Raw genomic sequence first — 596 nt, forward strand, 5'->3', positions numbered from 1 at the left:
ACTGCTGGCGGCGGCGCTGGGCCGGAGGGGCCGGGGCTGTTCGAGGTGATGGTGGCCGGCGACGCGGTGCCGCGCAAGAAGCCGGCGCCGGACGTCTACCAGGCGGTGCTGGAGGCGATGGGACTGGAGCCGGCGGAGTGCGTCGCCATCGAGGATTCGCGCAACGGCGTGCTGTCGGCCCGCCGCGCCGGCCTGCCGGTGCTGGCGACGCCGGGCCTGTACACCGGTGACGACGACCTGCGCCACGCGCTGGCGGTGCTGTCCGACCTGGGCGAGCCGGGCGCGCCCTACCGCCACCTGGGCGGCGCCGGCGCCGGCGAAGGCTGGGTGACGGTCGAGGCGCTGGGACGGTGGGTGGTGGCACCGGGTTGAGCCGCGGATCGTGGTGGCGAAAGCCCCTTCACCCCGCCTTCGGCGTCGGGCCCCTCCCTCTCCCGCGAGGGGACTACGGCATCTACACATTGAGTGGTGGTAGCGAACGGCGGGTCGGCGAGCAGATTGCCTCTCCCGCTTGCGGGAGAGGTCGGGCTCGCGCAGCGAGACCGGGTGAGGGCGGCTCGGCCACGACACCAGGACCCAGCGTTTCAGGACAGGGG

General features: G+C 74.2%; 1 protein-coding gene. It reads left to right on the top strand.

Features of this window, described 5'->3' with window-relative positions; genetic code table 11:
• On the top strand, positions 1-372 hold a 372-nt coding region (locus P409_RS35640; protein ID WP_034849909.1), incomplete at its 5' end, for an HAD family hydrolase.
• Positions 373-596: the final 224 nt, after the last annotated feature.

Source organism: Inquilinus limosus MP06 (assembly GCF_000767795.1).
GTDB lineage: Bacteria > Pseudomonadota > Alphaproteobacteria > DSM-16000 > Inquilinaceae > Inquilinus > Inquilinus limosus_E.